We start from the raw sequence: 20,720 nt of genomic DNA on the forward strand, positions 1-20,720 counted from the left end.
CCCTCACAGCAGCCACAGGTTGATCCACTGACCGATCAGCAGCACGCCAAGACTGGCACCGATCGCCGTGATCAGGATTGCCTTTGGCCGCATCAGCATGGTGAACAGGCCTGCGAGTTTGAGGTCCACAACAGGCCCCAGCAACAGGAAGGCCAGCAGGGCTCCGGGGGTGATCTGAGCGGCAAAGCCCAGGGCAAGAAAGGCATCCACGCTGGAGCAGACCGACACCACCACCGCCAGCAGCCTCAAAGCCAGGATTGATGCCGTCGGCGCGCCCCCAACGGCCAACAGCCAACTGCGCGGCAGCCAGGTCTGCACCAGGGCTGCGATCACGCACCCCAGCACCAGCAGAGCCAGCAGATCGAGAAATTCGCGGCAGCTCTGATCCAGCACCTGCCAGGTCTTGAGTCGCCTGCCGCTCAGGGACCGGGTGAGGGTTGGTGATCCGCCGATCACACCACTGCTGCGCTGCAGCAGCCCGAGGTTGCTGAGGGGCTGGCTCATGCGGCGTTCCTCCAGAAGCGCAGTGGCCAGGAGCTGCGTCTCGGGCAGTTGCACCAGCAACAAACTCAGCAAGATCGCCAGCAGAAAGGCCCCCAATGGCCGTGCCACCAGCAGCCAGGGCTGATCGGGAAACGCGGCCCAGGTGCTGGCCAGCACGATGGGATTCAGCACCGGAGCTGCAAACAGAAAGCCGAAGGCCGTGCCCATCGGTGCACCACTGGCCAGCAGACGGCGAGCAACGGGGACGTTGCCGCATTCGCAGGCCGGAAGGGCAAAACCCATCAGGGCCCCGATGATCGGTGCCAGCACTGGGTTCTTTGGGAGCCGCTCGATCCAGGCACCCGGTGGCACGGCCCATCGGGCCAGCCCTGCGATCGCAACGCCGAGCAGCAGAAACGGAACGGCTTCCAGCAGTAACCCCTGAAAGATCGCCCAGGCCGTGGCGAGCTTGTCCAAGCGTTCGGGCAGCAGTTGCCTCTCAACGTTCTCAGTTCAGCTCGCCCATCGGGGGGCGTCGACATGGTTTGTTGATCGGCCTGCGCGGCAGGCTGGTGCGACGTTGGCCAGGGCAGGAGATGGGGTGGTGCTTCTGGATTGATCGCGGTGGCACCTTCACCGATCTGATCGGTCGCGATCCAGGAGGCCAGCTGCACGTGCGCAAGGTGCTCTCGGAACAGTCCGGGGCTGGAGACCCTGCGGTGTCGGCCATGGAAGCGATGTTGGCGTCGGCTTCACCGCCCGTGGATCTGGGAGACGTCGACGACGTGCGTCTCGGCACCACCGTGGCCACCAATGCGCTGCTGGAGGGGGCGGGTGCTCCTTTGCTGTTGTTCACCAATGCCGGGTTGAGGGATCAGCTGTGGATCGGCGATCAACATCGCGACGATCTGTTCGCGCTTGAGCAGCCCCAGCGCCCCTTCCTGGCGCAAACGGTGCTGGAGCTGACCGGCCGGCTCGATGCCCGGGGTGAGGAGGTGGAGCCCCTGGTGCTGGATCAACCGCTGCGGCGGCGTCTCGAGGAGCTGCGCCGTTCCGGCCTGGACGTCGCCGTGGTGGCGTTGTTGCATGCCCAGCGCAACCCAGCCCATGAGCAGCGCTGTGCTGCATTGCTGCGGGAACTTGGCTTTCGCACCGTGGTCTGCTCCCACCAGGTGAGCGTGATGCCCCGCCTGGTGCCGCGTGGGCAGACGGCCCTGGTGGACGGGGCCGTGCATCCGGTGCTGGATGGCTACCTGCAGCAGGTGCAGGGGGCGTTGGGTGCCGCCACGCCCCTGCGGGTGATGACCTCCAGCGGAGCGTTGCAGGCTCCAGACAGGCTGCAGGCCAAAGACACCATCCTTTCGGGGCCGGCGGCGGGGATGGTTGGGGCGATCGCCGCGGCGCGAATGGCCGGCTATGACGGGGTGCCGGTGCTCGGCTTCGACATGGGGGGCACGTCGACGGATGTGTTCTGTGTGGCATGCGCCGATGCGCAGGCTTTGCGGCAAGTGAAGGAACAGACCGAGATTGCCGGCCTGCAGTTGCTGGCCCCACGTCTGCCGATTGAAACCGTGGCGGCCGGTGGCGGATCAGTGCTGGAGCTCCAGGGGGAGCGGTTGCGGGTGGGGCCCCGCTCCGCCGGAGCGCAACCGGGCCCGGCCTGTTATCGCGCCGGCGGACCACTCACCATCACCGACGCCAACCTGCTGCTGGGGCGTCTGCAGGTGGACCGCTTCCCAGCGGTGTTCGGCCCGTCCGGGGATCTGCCACCAGATGTGGAGGTGGTGCGGCATCGCTTCGCCGAGCTCGCGGCAGCGCTGGGGCAGACCCCGGAGCGGGTGGCATCCGGGGCGTTGCAACTGGCGGTGGAAACCATGGCTGCTGCCATTCGCCGGGTGTCGCTGCATCGCGGTGAGGACATTCGCGGCGGGGTGTTGGTGGCCTACGGGGGGGCTGGTGGTCAGCACGCCTGTCGCCTGGCGGATGAACTGAGGCTGAACACGGTGCTGTTGCATCCCATGGCCGGCGTTCTCTCCGCCTTCGGTATGGGTCAGGCCCGCCAGCGCTGCCGGCGGCAGGTGCATCTCGGCACTGCCCTCTCGCCTGAGTTGTTGGCGGCCCTGCCGGATCAGGTGGAGCGGCTGATGGCAGAAGCGCAGGAGACCTTGCATCGCCAGGGGGATGGCGCTGATGCCGTGGCGGGGGAGCCGGAGGTCTGGGTCAGCCTCGCCCTGCGTTATCCCTCTGCCGAGCAGACCCTGGTGCTCCCCTGGTCCGCTGAGCAAGGTGTTGATGCCGTGATCTCGGCCTTCCAGGCGAGTCATCAGCAACGCTACGGCTACTGCATTGATGCCGATCAGGCCCTGATCGTCGAACAGCTCAATGTTGAGGTCACAGCTCCCCAACAGTTCGACGCCACAGCCGCAGCTACAACAACAGCCGCAGCTGAGAAGGCCGAACCAACGCCAGAGGTGCAGCCATCGCCGCAGGTGTCGATGCACCTGGAGTCGAGCGGCTGGACGCAGGTGCCGTTGCTGAACCGCGCTGCCCTGCGGCTGAATCAGCGGCTTGCAGGCCCGGCCCTGATTGCCGAAGCCACGGGCTGCACAGTGCTGGAGCCGGGCTGGCAGGCCCGGGTGGAGGAGGGGGGCACGCTGTTGCTGGAGCGCTCGCATCCCGCAGACGGATCACTGCTGCTGGCCCAGGCCGGTGAGCACGACCCGTTGCAGGCGGAACTGTTTCGCCACCGCTTCATGGCGATCGCTGAGCAGATGGGGGAACAGCTGCGGCAGAGCAGTCGCTCCGTGAACATCCGCGAGCGCCTGGATTTCTCCTGTGCGTTGTTCGATGCCACAGGGGGCCTGGTGGCCAATGCCCCCCACATTCCGGTGCACCTCGGATCGATGGGCGACAGCGTCCGCGACCTGCTGGCTCAGGTGGTGATTGGTGATGTCGAACCGCTGCAGCCCGGCGACACGCTGCTCAGCAACGACCCTTTCCATGGCGGCACCCATCTGCCCGACATCACCGCCATCTCGCCGGTTTTCTGCGATGGGGATCAGCCCAGCTTCTTTGTGGCCAGCCGTGGCCATCACGCCGATGTGGGTGGCATCGCTCCCGGGTCGTTGCCGTCCTTCAGTCGCACCATTGCTGATGAGGGGCTGCTGCTGCGCAACCAGCTGTTCGTGCGCCAGGGCCGGGTTCTCGCCGCTGATCTGAAAGCGGTGTGGGGCGGCATGGCGACGCCGCCCCGCAACCCTCCGGAACTGCTGGCCGATCTGCAGGCGCAGGTGGCGGCCAATCAGGCGGGGATTACGGCGCTGCAATCCCTCGTGGAGCGGGAGGGGCAGACCCTGGTGCAACGGCAGATGACCCTGCTGCAGCAGGACGCAGCCCGCAGTGTTCAGCGGCTGCTGTTGCGCCTGACGGACGCCCGGCATCAGCTGGCCCTGGATGACGGCTCCTGCCTGGTGGTGCAGGTGAGCCTGGATCTCCAACGCCAACGGTTGCGTTTGGATTTCAGCGGAACATCGCCCCAACGGCCGGGCAATTTCAATGCCCCCCTGGCGGTGACGCGGGCAGCTGTGCTGTACGTAATCCGTTGTCTCCTCGACAGCGACATCCCCTTGAACGAGGGCTGTTTCGCGCCTCTCGATCTAGTGGTGCCGGAGGGCTGTCTGTTGAATCCGCGCCCCCCCGCAGCTGTGGTGGCCGGCAACGTGGAGGTGTCTCAAGCCCTCTGCAATCTGCTGTTCGCGGCCTTCGGCGCCCAGGCGGCCGGCCAGGGAACGATGAACAACCTCAGCTTCGGCAATGGCCGCTGCCAGTACTACGAAACAGTGGCCGGGGGTGGCGGCGCGGGTGTGGGCTTTGCCGGATCGGTGGGGCTGCAGTCCCACATGACCAACTCGCGGCTGACGGACCCCGAGGTGCTCGAGAGTCGTTATCCGGTGCGCTTGGAATCCTTCGCGGTGCGCTCCGGCAGTGGCGGCCAGGGCCGATGGCCCGGGGGCGACGGACTGGAGCGCACGATCCGTTTCCTCGAGCCGATGAGTGTGTCGCTGATCAGTGGCTCGCGGCAGGTGGCCCCGTTCGGTCTCAATGGAGGAGCCAGTGGTGCCTGTGGCGAGAACCTGCGGCTGGATCGTAAGGGGGTGGCCCATCCCCTGCCCGGTGCCGTGCAGCTTGAGCTCCAGGCGGGCGAGGCCATTCGCATGCTCACCCCAGGGGGAGGCGGCATGGGACGTTGAGGCGGCGATGCCTTCTGATGGTGTGATGCCGATGCGATTACAGGGTTGGTGGTTGAGCGTGCTGCTGGGCTGCAGCCTCAACGGGGCTGTCCATGCCAGAAGCCTCGACCAGCAGATGTTCCAGTTGCAACTGGTGATGGATCAGATCCGTCTGGCCCATTCTGTGGAGGATCGCGTTGGCGTTTGTGTTGAATCCCGCCGAGCCAACAATCTTGTGCTTGATCTTCTTCCGGCTCTGCAATTGAATCGTCCTGGCCTCAATCACGCAGCCTTGCAGGACAGGATCCTGTTGGGATTTGATCAGTGTTGATCGTTTTCTTGTGATTGGCTTTGGAGCTGCTGTTTGAATACCAGCATGACGACTCATTGTCGATCGGCATCTGCGGATTCAATCTGAATGCAGCAAAGCTGATGGCATGGGTTTGCTTCAAACGATCCAGGGACGGTTGCTTCAGTACGACTCTCCGTCGCGGCAGTTGCAACAGGCCCATTTCGACGCAGCCCGCCGCCTGGTCCAGGCTCAATTTCGGCTGGCTGATGCCGAATTAAGCCAACGTCTCTGGCAGGACGTAGCTGATCGTGATCTTGATGTTGATCGGATCCTGAATCTTCTGTACGGCTGCTGGTTCCAGGATGATCCTGCGGCGCTGCGTGCTGCCGACGCTGAGTTTCAGGCGCGCCGCGAGCGGGAATTGATCCCCGGGGTGTTCGAACACTGCTGAGGATTGTGGGCCTGGGACATTGTTGTGCTGGACTGACGGATCTGTTGGTGACGGCGTGCTGTTGATCCCAGAGATCCAGCCATGAACATCGTTGTTCTCAACCGTTCGGATTGGCTGGATGAACGGAGGGTTCGTCTTGTTGATCGGCGGGCGGATCACATTCGTTCGGTGCTACGAGCTGCGGTGGGCGACAGCATCCGGGTTGGTGAGCTGAATGGCGATCTGGGCCAGGGCCGTATCTGCGCGCTCGATGCAGATGCCGTGGTGCTTGAGGTGGACCTCAACCAGCCACCGCCGCCCCGCCATCGGTTCGACATTGTTCTGGCCTTGCCGAGGCCCAAGGTGCTGCGACGTCTGCTCCGCACCGTGGCCGAATATGGGGTAGCCAATCTTCACCTGATCAACTGCGCCCGCGTTGAAAAGAGCTATTGGCAATCGCCTTTGCTCGCACCAGAGAAGGTGAACGATGCGCTGCTTGCGGGGCTGGAGCGCGCCAGCGACACGGTGGCGCCCCGGGTGCATCAGCACAGGCGCTTTCGCCCCTTTGTTGAAGACCAGCTCAAGGATCTCTGTGCCGGACGGCACTGCTGGATGGCCCAGATGGGGGCCTCCCTTCCCTTGCGGGACACCCCACCGGGAGCTGCCGTGGTGATGGTGGGGCCGGAGGGTGGTTTTGTGCCGTTTGAACTGGAGTTGGCCCAGGCGGTGATTGCGCAGCCCGTGCATCTGGGATCGCGCACCTTGAGCGTGGACACGGCCCTCACCACCGCTCTGGCCCAGGGATGATGGTGTTGCGTGTGTTGCTTCAACAGCGAAGGCAATGAACGATCTGGCTGGCTTGCAAGCTCTTGTTGAGGACGTCGGGTCTGGCAACGTCATCGATGCCGAACTGCTCGATGGGTGTCCGGTGGAAGCCCACGAACTCGATGAAATGGATGCGTCCCAGGCCGCGCAGGTCGCCGCCCATTGCTTCGGCCTGCTCTTTGATCACAAGGTGGAGCAGCTGGAGGGGATCGAGGCGGATCTCGATGCAGGCCTGTGGACCGGCACCGTTGATGGCTTCGGATTTCAGATCAGCCGTGATGACGTCGGCGATCTGGTGCTCGATTTCTCGAACCAGCCGGCGTGACGGTTGATGAGCTGCGCAGCGACCTGACGGCCCGGCTTGGTGAGCAGGTGGAGCAGGTGTTCACCCGGGATGGAGCCCCTGTTGACGACATCACCGAGCTTTATCAGCCCTCTCCGGCGGGTTTTGGCGGCCAGCTGCGACTGAAACGCAGCGGCCGCCGCCTGGCCTGGGAGCTCTGGCTGGAAGACGGTGATCGCTGGAATTTCCACACCACCGACCTTGCCGACGCACTTCCAGAGGCCTAATAAGCCTTGATCTGACGCGTTGTGGTGGCGCCGGTAGAGTGGGGTGCTGGTTTCAGCGGGGAACAGCCGCTGGAGGAAATGGGGAAAGAGCAGTGAAAATCTGCCGCTGTCCCGCAGCTGTGAAACGTCGGCTCTCCGCCCACGTCAGTCAGAACGCCCGCCAGATCAAACCGACGAGGATCGACTTTTGAATTCTTTGCCACTGGCCCTGCGCAGGCCGCTGCAAATCGCTGGCCCATCGCTGCTTGCGGTTCTTCTCCTGGCCAGTCCAGCGTTCGCCCACCATCCCTTTGGCATGGGAGACAGCACAGACCTTTCGGCTCTGCAGGGATTGTTGAGTGGCATTGGTCACCCGCTTCTAGGTCCTGACCATCTTCTTTTTCTGCTGGCCATCGCTTTCATCGGCCTGCAACGTCCCCGCGCCTGGGTGGTTCCTCTGCTGGCTGCTGGCCTGGGCGGCAGTGTTCTGTCGCAGTTCATCCCCCTTCCTGATGCCGTGGCTCCCTGGGCGGAGGCCATGGTTTCCCTCAGCCTGGTGGTGGAGGGTTTGATCGCTCTCACCGTGGCCTCCACCCGTTGGTTGCTGCCGCTTGTGGCCCTGCACGGTTTTCTGCTCGGCAGCACCATCGTTGGAGCGGAACCCACCCCGCTGTTCACCTATTTCCTGGGCCTGCTGATTGGCCAAGGCGCGCTGCTGCTGGTGGTGAGCAGCTGGTCCAAGTCTCTGGTTGAGCGCCTCGGCTCCCAGGGGCAACGGCTTGGCGCCGGCATCTGGATGGGTATCGGCATGGCCTTTGCCTGGGTGGCCCTGATCGACTGATCACGAGCACGCCGTTTCACAGCTTCTGACCCCAGAGATCACCTCTGGGGTTTCTTTTATTTGTACAAATGAAAATTTTCCAGCAACTGCTGGTGGCCCCTGCCGCCCTTGGCCTGCTGGCCACTGGCGCCAATGCCGCCGAGCTGAACATCAACGGCGTTTCTGATTACGCGGCTTCCGCTGATCAGGTCACCAGCGTCACCCAATTCTCTGACGTCTATCCCACCGACTGGGCCTATCAGGCTTTGGCTGGTCTGGTTGAGACCTACGGCTGCGTTGCCGGCTACCCCAACGGCACCTTCCGTGGCAACCGTGCCATGACCCGCTACGAAGCGGCTGCCCTGCTGAACGCTTGCCTCGACCGCGTCACCGAAGTGACCGACGAGCTGCGTCGCCTGATGGCTGAGTTCGAAACGGAACTGGCCATCCTCAAGGGTCGCGTTGACGGCCTCGAGGCCCGCGTTGGCGAACTGCAAGCTGCTCAGTTTTCTACCACTACCAAGGTTTCTGGTGTCGCGACATTTGTCGCTGGTGCAAACCGGTTCATGGGATCTGCCGATCAGCTCCGGTCGACGAATAACAGGGATTCAGGTGCCACTATTTTTAATTACGACCTCCAGTTGATCTTGGAGACCTCGTTTTCCGGCAGAGATCTATTGAGCACGGTTTTACGCGCTGGCAACTTTGGTGCTTCCAGTGTGTTCGGCAGTGGCGGCCCCTCCGCACTGTCTGTTTTAGAGACTGCTTATCAAGCTGAAGGAGGGGCGAATGTTCTTGCAATCGACAAGCTGTTTTATTCCTTCCCCATTGGCGAGTCCATCACCATCACCGCGGGGCCGTTGGTTGGGCAGGAAGACATGCTGGCGGTGTGGCCCAGCACTTACCCCAGTGATCCAATTCTGGATGTGCTGACGCTCAACGGAGCTCCCGGCGCTTACAACAAAAACTTGGGTGCGGGTGCAGGCATCTCGTGGTCTGATTCCAGCGGAATGCGGGCATCTGCCAACTACGTCGCTGCCAATGGCTCAATTAGCGACTCTTCTCAAGGCGGCATTGCTACAGATGCGGCTGGAGGATCTGGCACGGTTCAGCTGGGTTGGGAGGCGGAAGGTTGGAATGTGGCCGCCATCTACTCCCAGATCCAGAACGGACATGACTTGATCGGCTACGCCACACCATTCACGCAGCAGAATCTGAATGAAAAGGGTGTTACCCATGTCTTTGGTCTGGGTGGATCCTGGGCGCAGGAGGAGATCGGTTGGGTTCCTGCGATCAGCGCCGGTTGGGGACTCAATAGCAGTGATACCGACAGCAGCGGTGAAGTGAGCACCAGTCAGTCCTGGACGGTTGGGCTGGAGTGGAACGATGTGTTGATGGCGGGAAACAATGCCGGCATGGCAGTGGGTCAGCCCGTTTTTGCGACGGACCTGCGAGGTGGCGACACCCCTGCTGATGGTCAGTTCATCTGGGAGTGGTGGTACCAGTTCCAAGTGACCGACAACATCAGCGTCACCCCGGCGCTGTTTTATCTGTCGCGACCCAGGGGTGAGCTCACGCCGTACGGTTCAACCTTCCAGCAACTGGGCGGTCTGATCAAAACGACATTTGTGTTCTGAGCTGAGGGTTCTTTTGTTTGATTCGAGGTCAACCGAGGCTGACTGCTGCCATCGGTTTGTTGATCCGCGGCCTCTTACCGTTTTCATGCGTGAGGCTGCTGTGGTGCATATTTGCCTAAATGGCAAAATAAGTAAAGAAACCCCCCATCTCAATGAGATGAGGGGTACATCAAAAAAGGCAGATCAATCAGGCACTGACTTTGGAATTTCCCATGTTTTCAAGCGCTTCAGAAACGCGCTTGAAGTCAAAGCCCATACCGCGTAAGGCATGCCAAAAATGCCCTTGCAGGAAAAAGAATGCAAGGTAAAAGTGCGTATTGGCCAGCCATGCTCGGGCTGAGTGGGCACCCCCCTCAAGAGCAGTTGTGTCGCTGAAGTAGGGAGAGAAGGCGAAGTTCAATTTCAACGGATCGCCATACAACTCAACGGGGTAAATTGTTGTGTTTTGAGCACACCAAATGGCGGTCACAAACCCCATCAGAGCTACACCAGCAAGCGAGTAAGACAGGATCGATTCGCCGTTGTAGATCAAGATCTTTTTGAAGGGTCCGAAAGGGCTGGAGATGATATGCCAAACACCACCAATCGTGAGAATGAAGGCCAAAACAGCATGGCCACCCATCACGTCTTCAAGACTACTGATGGAGAGAAAATTAGCCTGATAACCCCACACCATGCCGAGGTCAATATTTGGTTCAACCCGTCGAACCGCTCCGATGGCGCTGTCGTAAATTCCATGGTGTTTTGCCCATTCAACGAAGGCAATGGCACCCAGGCCGAGAAAAATCAGGTGATGCCCCAGGATGAACGTGAGCTTTTTGCCATCACTCCATTCAAAATGAAACTTTTGGGCGCGGCCTTCAGCCTCTGAAAGGTCCTTGGGCGCTCGAAGTGTATGCCAGATTCCAGCTGCTCCAAGAACAGCAGACGAAACCAGATGGAACGCTGCGATCGTGATGAGGGGTTGTTGGTCAATGATTACAGCACTTTCCCCTACGCCGAAGCCAAGGCCGGCGAGATGTGGAATCAAAATCAGCCCTTGTTCTCCCATTGGCAGTGTTCCGTCATAACGGGCCAACTCAAACAAGGTGAATGCACCTGCCCAAAACATGATTAAACCTGCATGGGCAGCGTGGGCTGCAATGAAAGAACCGCTGCGCTTCGCGACTCCTGCATTTCCAGCCCACCAGTCATAACTGACTGAAGAACTTCCGTAAGACTGCATTTTCAAAAAGATGCGGCATAAAAAACATAATGAGTGCTGTCTGTCGATTAAATCTGCTTTTACATAGCTTTGCAGGGGTAAGTCATATTTAACCGGTCGAAGGCTCATTTGATTTGAGTGCTTTGTGTTTAATCTATTGGCCAATTGATGTGGATCATTTGATCTTTTGGATTGAATTCTTTGAACTACCCAATGAAACTATTTTGCTCCTACAAGAGAGTTAATCCGATATCTGATTGCAGTCAATTGATGGCAAGAGTTGTATCAAATATGCCTGCTCAAAGAATGAAGTAATTTCTGTATTGTACTTGGGTCTGCATGATTTGCAGCTTCGTACAAACCATGCTTCAGCCATACATGGTTTGTTTATTAAAAATCTATTGAAAATCTACCTCCCGGAATTACCTCCGAGAGATAGATCGCTTTGAATTTGCCGAAACCCGTCCAAGGTCGACAAGGTAATTATCTTGCTCTGCGATTTCTTGAATGTTGGCAACGCATCAATCGAGTGTTAGATCCTGAACATCTTTCAAGTCAAATGATCAAGGATCAGAGTCGTCTTGCTCAGAGTGTTGCCCACTCAGACGGCAACACTCTATCGATGATCTTGAAGCTTTTTCCCCCATCGGGCTGAAGGATGTATGCGACTCCTTGCGGTTCAGGATAGATTCCTGTCACGGCTTCAAAAGGATCATCATGTCCGATAATGACTTTGTTGGTTCCTGCTAGAGGTTGATGCGTTAATAAAGGCATGACATTCTTTTTCATCAGTTCAACATGACTTTTGGTGTAATCCTCATAAGGTAAAAAGTTTAAACGGGAATCTTTTTGGGTCCATTCTCCAAATGCAAGGTTTGCTGTTTTCCAGGACCGGCAATACTCACTAACAATAATTTCACCGACTGGGATCTCCTTTGCAGCAAATGCCATGCCAATCTCGTAAGATTCTTTGATGCCCTGAGTGCTCAGCTTTCGCTGTGAACTGCAATCATTAAGGCTCATCAGAGGATCAGCTTGGTCTGCGTAATCCTTCACCGTTGTTGCATGACGAAAATAAATGACATATCCTCCATCCTTGAGTGAAGCCAGCAATACTGATTTCCCAATACTCGGTTCTGAACTCAGACCAATACTTGGTGTGTTGGTATTTTGATCTGCTGTGGTTTTAGCCTCACCCTCATTAGAGGAGACACCAGATTCACTATTGAGTCCGCATGCACTCAAAAGCAATGCAGTGAACAATGGAATAAAAATTTTAGTCATGAGATTGGTGGTTGAAGTGCTTACTTTGCTTTCAGTAAAGCCAGGGTTTGGTTGTTCTTTGTTTGGGAGTTGAAGGCGCTGCTTTGGCTGTCACTTTTTCTTTAAGTTTGCTCATGCCCATTCGTTTTTCGCCAAAGCTTTGTATAGAAGCAGAACCGACCTGTTCGTTGTTGGTGTAGATGTGATTTTGCTTCCGTAACTTTTCAATTTTATAGGGACATAGGAAGTCTAAAGTTATCTCAAAAATAAATGTTTAGTTTATGTTCTTGTGTGTCCTCTGAACTCAAAGCATGTTGACGCTCAATGACATTTTCAATTGTGGTTCGATGGGCTTCTGCAATTGCATCAACAAGGCCTATCGGCCATTCCGACCCGCAGCGCATCTGTGCTTCTAATACCGATACGTCAAGTTTTGACAACCGGTCTGTTTTTTTTGACATTGTGTTGATGGTGAGGAGTAGAAAACATCAACGCCAGTTATTGATGGGTAAAGATAAGACCAATCAATTGTTCTGGTTTGGTTAAAACTCCACCTTTGCTCTTCAACCTGAAGGGAAGAAAAGCCAGATGGCGACCAATGAGACTGACATGATCAGAATCATTGTTCGAACAGCTCCGCCTGAAGTTAACTGTCCAACTAAATTTTCGCGTTATGAATAGGACCATGTCGCTCACATGTCGTAGTACCACGTTTGAAATGATGCACTCTCGTGTAAGTGATGCTATTTATAAAAGGTCTGAAGTTTGTAGTTATACGGAAGAGATCGATCTGTAAGTATTACGCCACCATGATTTCCTGATGCAAGTATTTTCTTAGCATTATTTTTTAGCCTATCAATCAGTGTGATTCTAATATTATATCCTTGTTCGTTTGCTGCTAAAATTATGATAATTGGTGTTAGCCATTCTGCACTATTTGCAGCCTTGCTCTTTTGTTTTGAGTGTCTGATTCGCGAGCCGCTCTTCTACCAATTGTCTAAAATCACAATAATCTATATCTTCCGTTTTTTTGTCGAGCATGATTTCCTGCGCTTCTCGCATTAAATACTCATAAGTGGCCGTGTCAGTTGTTCTGTTAGCGAGGTCAATGATGTGTGCGAAGGCTTCAATGTTAGTCAAGAATAGATCGCTGCTTTCCGTAAATTAGCTGCTGCTGAGTCAGGCTGTGTCCTAAATTCTACTGATCGATGTTTATATTGATTAATTGGTGTTGATCAGTAATGACACAGTAATGTGTTTCATGCGTTGGTATGTAGAGGTTCTCGCTGTTGGTTTTTTCCCATATATGAATTGTTCAAGGTAGGCAATCGACCATGCTTTGAAAAAATGATAACCAAAGTTTATTTGAGACGAGATTATTGGTGTGTGCTGTTTTGCAAGTACTATATTTTTCTTCTATTTTATTTCGCGATGAAGAGTCATCCTGTTGAGTTGTGGGCAGAATTTCATCAGTTCGAGCCTTTCAGGATTGTTTCTTCGGTTTTTAGTTGTTGTATAGCGAGAGACTCCAGGACTGCGTTTTTCAGAAGCAGTTGCTGTTCTGCATTCGGTGCATTCGAGTGTAACAATGATGCGGACGCCTTTGCTTTTGGCCATAATAATTCAGTGTATTTCTGAGAGTAAACAACTGGACTGACTCGCCTGGTTGAGTAGAGGAGCCAGTTGTAACCCCAGCGCGATGACCCGGATCAGCCATCGGATGAAGGTGCCTCGCGAGAACCTTCATATGCATATTGGCTGGTTTTTCTTAGAGTGCGAGTACAAACTATCTAATCTCATCTGTCAAATGAATCGATAACTGGTTTTCTCCTCCTCTGTGCCTTTGGTCTCTCCCGCTGTCTACTCATTGGTGAGGAGTCAGTGGTGTGACCAGCTTGAAATGGGCCTGAATACAACCCTTCAAGCAGATGTCACGCGTGCATTTCTTTGACTAGCTTCAATTCATTTCATTTGCACGCCAGGTGTCTCAGTAAGCTCGTCGAATTAGCTTTGGCATTTTTGGAATGAAATTACGCTGATCTGACTCCCCGCATCGTCAGTAGGGAGTCAGTGGTGTTATCAGCGCCCAATGGTGATTGCCCCCACCATTGGTTGGAGGTTTCCTGCGACGGAACATCCATGATCACTGTGAATGGGTATATGGATGTTGCTGCTCTAGATGATGCTGAATGGTGAATCAAATGAGCCTTTGAAATGTGGTTGGGAGCCAAATGCTGAATTGACTCCTTTCTCTTAAATGAAAAATCAGCCGTTTGCTCGCTGACTAGTCGCGGTTCACGTTTTTCTGACTCCCCCGGTTGAGCAAAGGATCCAGTTGACACTCAGCGCCCAATGGTCATCACTCCATTGGATGGTGGAGGTCCTCCAATGTGACAATCTCACCGACCATGGCTACTGCTTGTTCTTAAGAACAGATAGCTGGGATCTTATGAGCCGCGTAAATGTGCGCAGTTGTTCACCAAAACACTGGACGAGTTGTGTTAACTGGTTGATCTTCCTGGGCTGGAGCTTTAATGCTTTTGTCTATCCGTAATGGCGAAAACAGCAGAAGGTTTCCGGCAACCAGACCTGCTGTGACAACAATCGCAGCAACTACTTCAAGCATCTCAGTGTTTTTGTTTTGCGAGGTCAAGTCACCCGTCAAACGCTGAACTGACTCCCCGTCCGCCAAGAAAGGGAGTCAGCTCTTTTGGACAGCGCCCAATGGTCCCTACAAAAACCATGGGATGGAGGTTTGGGGACTCCTTAGACACAATCACCCCTGTCAGGAATGAGACGCGATACAGATGAGTTGGTGGCAATGGCTAAATGAGTCACCCGAATGTTGTCGCAAGACAAATCGTTGAACGAACTCGCCGCTTGTGAAGAGCATTCAGACCCCTGAACATGAGCCCCATGGTCAATGGAGGAACCATTGGATGGAGGACTTGAACCTATGTGAAATGGATCTCACTGGTGATTGGCAGAGCTCTGTGCTCATGTGGAAAGGGTGGCCACCCTCTTAGAGGTGGCAAGTTGGCGGTGGGTGAGCCCACCCACACCTCTTTCCTGAGGGCAATCCAGTGATGGGTATTGCTTTTTTGTTGATGGGATTGTCCGATGTGCTGTTCATGCACCTGATGACTCTCGGGCCCCAAGTGGTCGCTCTCCTTCATGGACCCCAGGAGCATCAGCTGTTTCTTGACTTTCTTTTATCTGTACCGTCCAAACGGTGAGCTTTCTCCCATCGCCGCAGGCGGGTAGGACTCTGATCAATATAAAAGCTGTGTTCCTTGTTTTTTGACAAGGAATTACAGCGCACACGTTCAATAAGAACGCCTCAGCGTTGTAAGCGATCTATCGGGTACTCAGTGAGCGTGGTGTACTGGGCCATAACCACATCAAACCGATGCTTCGAATTCAGGGCGATGCTCAGCTGCTCCGCTCACTTCTTCTGAGTACGGAGGGAGCTTGCTTGCAGCGTATTGAGAAAGAATCTCAATTTGAGGGCCTTATTGAGAATGACTTGCAATATCGACAAGGAGTCTGTACTCTTGCGAGTAATTCTCAATCGCATTAGTTCGTGACGACCTCTTCCTACCGGTTCTTGCCGGATGATCCTGCGGCACCTTTGTCGATGCCCAGGCTTCAGACCGTTCTGCTGGATCCTGCCGGTCGCGATCAGGCCACCGTTCTTGAGGTGTTGGAGGGGGTTTGCCGGGTGTATTGCCCTTGTGAGGAAACCGAGGGAATGACTTTGGCGTTTTTGCAGTCAGGTGACAGGCTTCGTACCGATCGCATGTGCAGCGACGGGGCTTGTGTGGAGGCACTTACGGCCTTGAAGTTTCGTCGTGATTCAGTCTCCGCGGACGAATTCGGAATCGACGCAGTCAATGAGTGGACGTTGCAGCTCCTGAGAGTCCGTCATCTGGGCCAGGCGGAACAGCGGCTTCATGCTCTGTTGGCGCTTCTGGTTAACCGCCTTGGTCTTCGTTGCAGTGATGCTTATCAGCTTCCTTTCCGTTTAACTCATGATCGTTTTGGTGAGTTGATCGGTGCTACCCGCGTGACCACAACCCGCCTTCTATCGAAATGGCGTCAAGCTGACATGATCGCCATGTCGACTGGTGATGTCACCATGCGCATTGCCCCTGACCTCATCAATTCTTCACCACTCCAATTTTGAAGATCGTGAATTCCTTTGGTGTTCTTGGAGATTTCTGCAGAGAGGCTGAATGGATGCGTCGGCGACTTGAATGTGCGAGTCGTTCAATACAGCATTGTCAGCATCCTCAGCTTAAAGAACGTCTCTTGGCGGAAATATCTTTTTACCGTGTCAGATGTTTGGCTATAAAAGACTCTCTGACTGTGATTAGTCAATCTCTTGATTCTCAATCTACGCAGAAATGCTTGTTAGAGGAATTGCTGTCTCGCTGCCTGTCAGTAGCACAGCTGTCATATCACCTTTCTTGAACTGATTTTACGATCTTTTGCTAGCTTAACGTTTGCCCATTTAATTATTTATGCTTTATTTTATTTTTAAAGTTCTGCTCCTGTAGCTATTCCTTGCCTTCGTTATTTTATTAACTTTTTAATATAAATTGAATGAAATTCTCTTGATGGATTTGTCAAGAGGTCCCTATTTTCCCTTATTTGCTCTTATCGAGTATTGCTTAAGATCGAATCAAAAGAATCATTTGACTGACCGCCGTTCAAATAATTAATTAAAGTTTGGCATTGGTCTTTAGCGTTTGACATGCTTGTTGGATCAGCCATACTCGAAGAATTCATTGACCACATTGAACAGGATGACTTGGTTCGTCACCGTTGGCTCAAGCGTATCCGTGAGACAGGATTTGATCAAGCGTTATCAGAGTATCGTGAGTCTTTGAATCGTCTTAGACAGTCTTAGATAAGAATTTGTCTGGCAGAACGAGGTGGATGAGGTGTCTGGATGTAACTGATTTCACCTGCAGTTGAAACAAGCGTTAATTCGGGAGAGCGATGATTTGCGATTCTTAATTGGTGATTTCTTTTGCATGACTTTCACTATTTTCTTTGCCACATCTACTGGTAAAACTGAGGATGTGGCTGATCGACTCAAGGAGCTTCTTCCTGGAACAGAAGCGAAGGATGTTGACAACATCGACTCAATTGATGAGTTGGTTGCAGCTGAATCGTTAATTTGTTGTGTTCCAACCTGGAATACAGGCGCTGATGAAGCACGGTCAGGAACAGCCTGGGATGATCTGGTTCAGGAAATTCCTGACAAGGATTTTGCCGGTAAATCAGTCGCAATCGTAGGTCTTGGTGACTCCTCCGGTTATTCGGATTTTTTCTGTGATGCCATGGAGGAACTGTATACGGCATTTCTTCAATCTGGTGCCAAGTTGATTGGTAAGGTTTCCACAGAAGGGTATACCTATGATGACTCAAAGAGCATTATTGATGGTAAGTTCTGTGGACTTGCAATCGATGAAGACAATGAGTCGGAATTGACAGATCAACGTTTGCAGGCCTGGGTTCAGCAAATAAACGCTGAGGCTTGAACGTAATTTATTAATTAACTGTAGGCGCCCGAGAGGGCGCTTTTTTTATCGATGCACCCAATCCACCCGGACGTCCTTCCGTTTATTCAAATACTTGTCAATTGCCATCGCTGCAATGCATCCATCAGAGCAAGCAACAACAGCTTGTTTAAAGGGTGTGTTACGGATATCGCCGATTGCCCACACTCCTTCGATATTTGTCATCATGTCGCTGTTTACTCTAACCCCACCATTTGGGTTGACCGGTACCTGTTCTTGTAGATAATCGGTGATAGGCAGTGAACCTGTGGAGTAGACGAACGCACCTTGAACTTGGATTATCTGCTCTTCACGACCTCCAGATGATTGAACTCTGACAGCATTTACTCCCTGGTCATCTCCTTGTATGGAGGTGAGCCTAGTGCGCTTCCAGTGCTTCACATTTTTAGAATTGAGAAGGATCTTTGCTCCTGGAGAATTTGCGTTTGGTTTATTATTGGTAATCCAATGTACTGTTGATGCAAATTTTGTGAGTACAAGTGCCTCATCAATGGCTTCATGATTTGATCCATAGACAGCTACTTCTTGGTTTTTATAAAAAGCTCCGTCACAAGTTGCACAATAACTGACCCCTTTACCAAGAAATTCGTTCTCACCGGGAAGTGTTGATGCTCTACCCATTGCACCTGTTGCAAGAACCAATGTTTTGCCTACAAATGTTCCCTCTGGTGTATATACAGTCTTCTCTTCATCAGTCATGCCGATTCCATAAACCTGAGCCTGCTTGTATTCCGCTCCATAGTTAATTGCTTGAACTCTCATTGTTTTTAACAATTCCTCACCTGATGTGTCTCCCTCCACACCCGGATAGTTTGCAATTTTGTGAGTGATAGCAAGTGCACCAACAGCTGGATTTTTATCCAGGATAATTGTCGATAGATTTGACCTTGCTGTATACAATGCACAAGAACAACCCGCTGGTCCTCCACCAATGATGATGACGTCGAAGGTATTCATTTGATTCATGAGTTGGTTTTACTAATACTCAGATTCTTGCAGCTATTAGGGACTTGGTTCTGATGTCGCTCAGGAACCATCGTGACAAATGACTCGATTATTTTTGCAGTTTGACTCCACTCTGTAAATGGGAAGAAATGGCGTCCGTTAGAAATTTTTTGGTAGCAGTCTCCAGGTTTTAGGCAGTGTCTCCATCTGATATCACTCTGCTCATCAACAACAAAGTCTTTTTCACCATTAATCACCAGTATTGGAACCTCAGCTTTGTCTAGATTCGTGATTGGTTCGCTATTGACAATAGATCCATACACTAAATCATTATCCAAACATGTTGCCAATAGTCGCGCCATAATATTGATAACTTTTTCAGTTTGTCTGTCGACCAATAGTCGGCTTAGATGGCTTAAAATATGAAATCTTGAGCAGGGTAATTGGCTCCGCATACTCTGATAATGACTAGTCCATTGATTTGTCGAGTGAGTATCTACTGATAGCACGGAAACTGACGATATGTTGTTGGGATATTTTTGAGCAAATAAATATGCAACTGTACCGCTTATACCGTGTCCTACAAGATGAACTGGATTTGAAGAGTTTTCTATCGTGTGCCTCATTAGGCTGTGAACGACTTCAACATCACATGATTCATCAAGATCATGTTCGAATGACCATCTTTTGACTTCAAAATGATGACCCAAGTTTTGCGCTGTCCGCTTGAAAAGGCAATACAGTGATGGCTGGAGATCAATCCAAAGTATCTGACTGGTGCTCATCTGATTGTATTTTTCTTATCTTCTGATGCTTTTGATTATGTTTTCTCTCAGAGAAGACGACTGGCTGTATTCTTTATCACATCCAGGCTGATCAAGCTTTCACCTTTGATTCAGATGAAAGCACAACCTTTCCGTGCCTTACTTGTTCTTTGATCCTTTTAATCAATTTCTTTTCGATTGGATCGGCTTTTGATTCGTAATTTAGCATGTTCTGATAGGCTCTGTCGCTTATTTTGTTGAAACAGGACGCATTTAGATACTGATCAACCAAACTAATCTCGCTTTCCCTAAGTACTTTCATTTTGCGATGATCCTATCGTTCTATCTATTGTCACCAAAGCTCTTCTTCGCAATCAGTCTTTACGATCAAATCTGATGTTGCATAAGCTACGCATAGAAGTGAATAGCCGTCTTCCATTTGTTCATCATCAAGAAAACTTTGATCAGACTGATCAACTGTTCCTTCGATGATCTTCCCTACACATGTGCTGCATGCTCCAGCTCTGCATGAATAACTCATATCAATCCCAGCCTGCTCTGCTGCTTCTAGAACGTATTCATCATCAGGGCATTCGAAGCGTTTGACTCCATCAGGCATCCTTAATTCGACCTTGAATGAGGTCATCACTCCCATAAAAATCCTACAATAACTTCAATTAGTCTCTTCTGCTCATATATGTATCTCGCTTGAGTATCATCGGCTACGTTCTAGATTGATGTTAGCTATTCACCAGTCTTGCTTATATGCTGTTGGCAGGCAACATTCAATTGTTGTTTAATTGATTCGAGTGCTTTACTTTATATTATCTCTCAACTAAAGGTCTTATGTCATGAATTCAGGCTTAACACCAAGAGTTTCGCGCTATTTAGGTTCTCCTAATGGTTGGCGTAAAAAACGACTGAAGATTGCAATGGCATTAAGACGCCAAGGCTGGTCCCATCGGCTTATTTCTGAATACCTGGAAGTATCGCCTAAATCGTTAATGCGGGATATAAAATGTTTCGTAATCGATCCACAAGGGCTAAATATGTGACACCAGAAAGTTGATGTGTGTTAATCAACTTTCTGGTCGGGAGTGAATTAACCCTGAAGAGATGCAGGTTTGTTATTTCCTTGATCTAGCTCGTTGTCGATGAGCAATAAAGCCGCTGCTTGATTATCTGCAAACTTCACCCGTCCAAGAAGGTGCGCAAATTCGTGTTCTGACTGAGTTTGCATTTCCACCATCGGGTCGAGAAACACCGTGGTACGCGTATCGCTTACTCTCTCTGCCATTGAATACAGCTGTTGCAACGAAGCTGTGACGTCAACCTCCATTTTAAATGCGGTTGCCATCACATCTGCAGGGGATGCCCAGTTCTGCAAGGGAGCATCAACCACTTGAAGCGCAACGCTTTGACCTCGAGCAATGATGTATTCCGCGAATTTGGCAGCATGCTCATGCTCGCTGTTGGATTCGTCTCGGAAGAATCGTGAAAATCCCCTTAACTCCCGCTCAGCAAACCAGATTGCTGCAGCGAAATAGGAGGCATGGGCCTGCCTTTCCATGTTGAGGTGGGCTTGGATCGCGCTTAGAAGATCAGAGTCAATTGCTTCTGCAATTGCACGACCTGATGGGCCGCAGGCGATAGATGACGCGGTGATCGAATTGGTTGTGCTCAGCATTTTT

Annotated in this window: 19 protein-coding genes and 1 riboswitch; of the genes, 10 read left to right on the forward strand and 9 right to left on the reverse strand. The window is 52.8% G+C overall.

Features of this window, described 5'->3' with window-relative positions; all coding sequences use genetic code 11:
- Nucleotides 1-3: 3 nt before the first annotated feature.
- Nucleotides 4-960: a permease gene (locus SynTAK9802_RS04890; RefSeq protein ID WP_186497569.1), complete on the reverse strand. Its 957-nt coding sequence runs from the start codon at nt 958-960 to the stop codon at nt 4-6.
- 119 nt (nt 961-1,079) lie between these two features.
- Between SynTAK9802_RS04890 and SynTAK9802_RS04895 the strand changes: the two genes are divergently transcribed.
- From SynTAK9802_RS04895 to SynTAK9802_RS04930, 8 genes are all read left to right on the forward strand, one after another.
- Nucleotides 1,080-4,733, forward strand: a complete 3,654-nt coding sequence (locus SynTAK9802_RS04895; protein WP_186498028.1) for a hydantoinase B/oxoprolinase family protein — start codon at nt 1,080-1,082, stop codon at nt 4,731-4,733.
- A 25-nt stretch (nt 4,734-4,758) separates the two neighbouring features.
- Nucleotides 4,759-5,043: a hypothetical protein gene (locus tag SynTAK9802_RS04900; protein WP_244275863.1), complete on the forward strand. Its 285-nt coding sequence runs from the start codon at nt 4,759-4,761 to the stop codon at nt 5,041-5,043.
- A gap of 106 nt (nt 5,044-5,149) precedes the next feature.
- Nucleotides 5,150-5,455, forward strand: a complete 306-nt coding sequence (locus SynTAK9802_RS04905; protein ID WP_186497571.1) for a hypothetical protein — start codon at nt 5,150-5,152, stop codon at nt 5,453-5,455.
- Between the two features lie 81 nt (nt 5,456-5,536).
- On the forward strand, nt 5,537-6,241 hold the full coding sequence (locus SynTAK9802_RS04910) for a 16S rRNA (uracil(1498)-N(3))-methyltransferase (RefSeq protein ID WP_186497572.1): 705 nt from the start codon (nt 5,537-5,539) through the stop codon (nt 6,239-6,241).
- A gap of 34 nt (nt 6,242-6,275) precedes the next feature.
- The gene (locus tag SynTAK9802_RS04915; protein WP_186497573.1) at nt 6,276-6,584 is read left to right on the forward strand and encodes a hypothetical protein; all 309 of its coding nucleotides are present in this window, start codon (nt 6,276-6,278) and stop codon (nt 6,582-6,584) included.
- Nucleotides 6,581-6,829: a hypothetical protein gene (locus SynTAK9802_RS04920; protein ID WP_186497574.1), complete on the forward strand. Its 249-nt coding sequence runs from the start codon at nt 6,581-6,583 to the stop codon at nt 6,827-6,829. The genes SynTAK9802_RS04915 and SynTAK9802_RS04920 overlap by 4 nt, the downstream gene beginning before the upstream one ends.
- 30 nt (nt 6,830-6,859) lie before the next feature.
- Nucleotides 6,860-7,009: riboswitch (cobalamin riboswitch) on the forward strand.
- A 7-nt stretch (nt 7,010-7,016) separates the two neighbouring features.
- Nucleotides 7,017-7,649 carry a HupE/UreJ family protein gene (locus SynTAK9802_RS04925; RefSeq protein ID WP_255487859.1) on the forward strand — a complete coding sequence of 211 codons (633 nt, stop codon included), beginning with the start codon at nt 7,017-7,019 and terminating at the stop codon, nt 7,647-7,649.
- A gap of 68 nt (nt 7,650-7,717) precedes the next feature.
- Nucleotides 7,718-9,265 carry an iron uptake porin gene (locus tag SynTAK9802_RS04930; protein WP_186497575.1) on the forward strand — a complete coding sequence of 516 codons (1,548 nt, stop codon included), beginning with the start codon at nt 7,718-7,720 and terminating at the stop codon, nt 9,263-9,265.
- A 187-nt stretch (nt 9,266-9,452) separates the two neighbouring features.
- Here the strand turns inward: SynTAK9802_RS04930 and SynTAK9802_RS04935 are convergent, their stop codons facing one another.
- The 4 genes from SynTAK9802_RS04935 to SynTAK9802_RS04950 form a co-directional block, all read right to left on the reverse strand.
- A complete protein-coding gene (locus SynTAK9802_RS04935) occupies nt 9,453-10,490 on the reverse strand; it encodes a chlorophyll a/b binding light-harvesting protein (RefSeq protein WP_186498032.1) in 1,038 nt (345 codons plus the stop codon).
- A gap of 564 nt (nt 10,491-11,054) precedes the next feature.
- Complete coding sequence (locus SynTAK9802_RS04940) at nt 11,055-11,753, reverse strand: histidine phosphatase family protein (protein ID WP_186497576.1); 699 nt, start codon at nt 11,751-11,753, stop codon at nt 11,055-11,057.
- A gap of 1,395 nt (nt 11,754-13,148) precedes the next feature.
- On the reverse strand, nt 13,149-13,349 hold the full coding sequence (gene rpmG, locus SynTAK9802_RS04945) for a 50S ribosomal protein L33 (protein WP_186497578.1): 201 nt from the start codon (nt 13,347-13,349) through the stop codon (nt 13,149-13,151).
- 859 nt (nt 13,350-14,208) lie between these two features.
- The gene (locus tag SynTAK9802_RS04950; RefSeq protein ID WP_186497580.1) at nt 14,209-14,385 is read right to left on the reverse strand and encodes a hypothetical protein; all 177 of its coding nucleotides are present in this window, start codon (nt 14,383-14,385) and stop codon (nt 14,209-14,211) included.
- Between the two features lie 984 nt (nt 14,386-15,369).
- Here SynTAK9802_RS04950 and SynTAK9802_RS04955 point away from each other — a divergent pair.
- Nucleotides 15,370-15,918: a Crp/Fnr family transcriptional regulator gene (locus SynTAK9802_RS04955; RefSeq protein ID WP_186493388.1), complete on the forward strand. Its 549-nt coding sequence runs from the start codon at nt 15,370-15,372 to the stop codon at nt 15,916-15,918.
- 853 nt (nt 15,919-16,771) lie between these two features.
- Nucleotides 16,772-17,281, forward strand: coding sequence for a flavodoxin FldA (fldA, locus tag SynTAK9802_RS04960; RefSeq protein ID WP_025362216.1), 510 nt, complete (start codon nt 16,772-16,774; stop codon nt 17,279-17,281).
- Between the two features lie 45 nt (nt 17,282-17,326).
- On the opposite strand, the gene SynTAK9802_RS04965 is transcribed toward fldA, so the two are convergent.
- From SynTAK9802_RS04965 to SynTAK9802_RS04980, 4 genes are all read right to left on the reverse strand, one after another.
- On the reverse strand, nt 17,327-18,286 hold the full coding sequence (locus SynTAK9802_RS04965; RefSeq protein ID WP_370586381.1) for an NAD(P)/FAD-dependent oxidoreductase: 960 nt from the start codon (nt 18,284-18,286) through the stop codon (nt 17,327-17,329).
- Nucleotides 18,283-19,050 carry an alpha/beta fold hydrolase gene (locus SynTAK9802_RS04970; protein ID WP_186497582.1) on the reverse strand — a complete coding sequence of 256 codons (768 nt, stop codon included), beginning with the start codon at nt 19,048-19,050 and terminating at the stop codon, nt 18,283-18,285. Before SynTAK9802_RS04970 ends, SynTAK9802_RS04965 begins: the two co-directional genes overlap by 4 nt.
- A gap of 331 nt (nt 19,051-19,381) precedes the next feature.
- Nucleotides 19,382-19,675, reverse strand: a complete 294-nt coding sequence (locus SynTAK9802_RS04975; protein ID WP_186497584.1) for a 2Fe-2S iron-sulfur cluster-binding protein — start codon at nt 19,673-19,675, stop codon at nt 19,382-19,384.
- A gap of 456 nt (nt 19,676-20,131) precedes the next feature.
- A complete protein-coding gene (locus SynTAK9802_RS04980) occupies nt 20,132-20,716 on the reverse strand; it encodes a ferritin (protein WP_186497586.1) in 585 nt (194 codons plus the stop codon).
- Nucleotides 20,717-20,720 lie beyond the last annotated feature (4 nt).

The sequence above is a fragment of the Synechococcus sp. TAK9802 genome, from assembly GCF_014279535.1.
In the GTDB taxonomy this organism is placed as follows: Bacteria; Cyanobacteriota; Cyanobacteriia; order PCC-6307; family Cyanobiaceae; genus Parasynechococcus.

Bases quoted from the DNA above. Each gene is read 5' to 3' on its own strand.
- SynTAK9802_RS04895 (WP_186498028.1), top strand. From the start codon at position 1,080: ATGGGGTGGTGCTTCTGGATTGATCGCGGTGGCACCTTCACCGATCTG.
- SynTAK9802_RS04900 (WP_244275863.1), top strand. From the start codon at position 4,759: ATGCCGATGCGATTACAGGGTTGGTGGTTGAGCGTGCTGCTGGGCTGC.
- SynTAK9802_RS04905 (WP_186497571.1), top strand. From the start codon at position 5,150: ATGGGTTTGCTTCAAACGATCCAGGGACGGTTGCTTCAGTACGACTCT.
- SynTAK9802_RS04910 (WP_186497572.1), top strand. From the start codon at position 5,537: ATGAACATCGTTGTTCTCAACCGTTCGGATTGGCTGGATGAACGGAGG.
- SynTAK9802_RS04915 (WP_186497573.1), top strand. From the start codon at position 6,276: ATGAACGATCTGGCTGGCTTGCAAGCTCTTGTTGAGGACGTCGGGTCT.
- SynTAK9802_RS04930 (WP_186497575.1), top strand. From the start codon at position 7,718: ATGAAAATTTTCCAGCAACTGCTGGTGGCCCCTGCCGCCCTTGGCCTG.
- SynTAK9802_RS04935 (WP_186498032.1), bottom strand. From the start codon at position 10,490: ATGCAGTCTTACGGAAGTTCTTCAGTCAGTTATGACTGGTGGGCTGGA.
- SynTAK9802_RS04940 (WP_186497576.1), bottom strand. From the start codon at position 11,753: ATGACTAAAATTTTTATTCCATTGTTCACTGCATTGCTTTTGAGTGCA.
- rpmG (WP_186497578.1), bottom strand. From the start codon at position 13,349: ATGGCCAAAAGCAAAGGCGTCCGCATCATTGTTACACTCGAATGCACC.
- SynTAK9802_RS04955 (WP_186493388.1), top strand. From the start codon at position 15,370: ATGCCCAGGCTTCAGACCGTTCTGCTGGATCCTGCCGGTCGCGATCAG.
- fldA (WP_025362216.1), top strand. From the start codon at position 16,772: ATGACTTTCACTATTTTCTTTGCCACATCTACTGGTAAAACTGAGGAT.
- SynTAK9802_RS04965 (WP_370586381.1), bottom strand. From the start codon at position 18,286: ATGAATCAAATGAATACCTTCGACGTCATCATCATTGGTGGAGGACCA.
- SynTAK9802_RS04970 (WP_186497582.1), bottom strand. From the start codon at position 19,050: ATGAGCACCAGTCAGATACTTTGGATTGATCTCCAGCCATCACTGTAT.
- SynTAK9802_RS04975 (WP_186497584.1), bottom strand. From the start codon at position 19,675: ATGACCTCATTCAAGGTCGAATTAAGGATGCCTGATGGAGTCAAACGC.
- SynTAK9802_RS04980 (WP_186497586.1), bottom strand. From the start codon at position 20,716: ATGCTGAGCACAACCAATTCGATCACCGCGTCATCTATCGCCTGCGGC.